Raw genomic sequence first — 869 nt, forward strand, 5'->3', positions numbered from 1 at the left:
CTGGTGGTTTCCCTGGCCTTCTACGGCATGTCCACCTTCGAAGGCCCGATGATGGCCATCAAGACCGTGAACGCCCTGTCGCACTACACCGACTGGACCATCGGTCACGTACACGCCGGCGCCCTTGGCTGGGTGGCAATGATCTCCATCGGCTCCCTGTACCACCTGATTCCGAAAGTGTTCGGTCGCGAGCAGATGCACAGCATCGCCCTGATCAACACCCACTTCTGGCTGGCCACCATCGGCACCGTGCTGTACATCGCCTCCATGTGGGTGAACGGCATTACCCAGGGCCTGATGTGGCGCGCCGTGAACCAGGACGGCACCCTGACCTACTCCTTCGTCGAAGCGCTGGAAGCCAGCCACCCCGGCTTCATGATTCGCGCCCTGGGCGGTGCGTTCTTCGTCGCCGGTATGCTGCTGATGGCCTACAACACCTGGCAGACCGTGCGCGCAGCCAAGCCTGAAGAAGTCGAAGCGGCCGGGAAGTTCACGGTCCAAGGAGCCCACTGATGAAAAGCCATGAGAAACTCGAGAAGAACATCGGTCTGCTGACCCTGTTCATGATCATTGCCGTGGCCATCGGCGGCCTGACCCAGATCGTCCCGCTGTTCTTCCAGGACGTGGTCAACGAGCCGGTGGAAGGCATGAAGCCCTACACTGCCCTGCAGCTGGAAGGTCGTGACATCTACATCAAGGAAGGCTGCGTCGGCTGCCACTCCCAGATGATCCGTCCGTTCCGCGCGGAAACCGAGCGCTACGGCCACTACTCCGTCGCCGGCGAAAGCGTCTGGGACCATCCGTTCCTGTGGGGTTCCAAGCGTACCGGTCCGGACCTGGCCCGCGTCGGCGGTCGTTACTCCGACGAC

The 869-nt window shown here is 62.1% G+C and carries 2 protein-coding genes; both read left to right on the forward strand.

Features of this window, described 5'->3' with window-relative positions; genetic code table 11:
* Positions 1-513 (forward strand): cbb3-type cytochrome c oxidase subunit I (locus AS93_RS0115650; protein WP_027591488.1); only part of this gene is annotated, 513 nt, incomplete at its 5' end.
* Positions 513-869, forward strand: a 357-nt coding sequence (gene ccoO, locus AS93_RS0115655; protein ID WP_027591489.1) for a cytochrome-c oxidase, cbb3-type subunit II, incomplete at its 3' end; no start/stop codon positions are given. The genes AS93_RS0115650 and ccoO, both read left to right, overlap by 1 nt.

The sequence above is a fragment of the Pseudomonas sp. RL genome, from assembly GCF_000647775.1.
GTDB classification, from domain to species: domain Bacteria; phylum Pseudomonadota; class Gammaproteobacteria; order Pseudomonadales; family Pseudomonadaceae; genus Serpens; species Serpens flexibilis.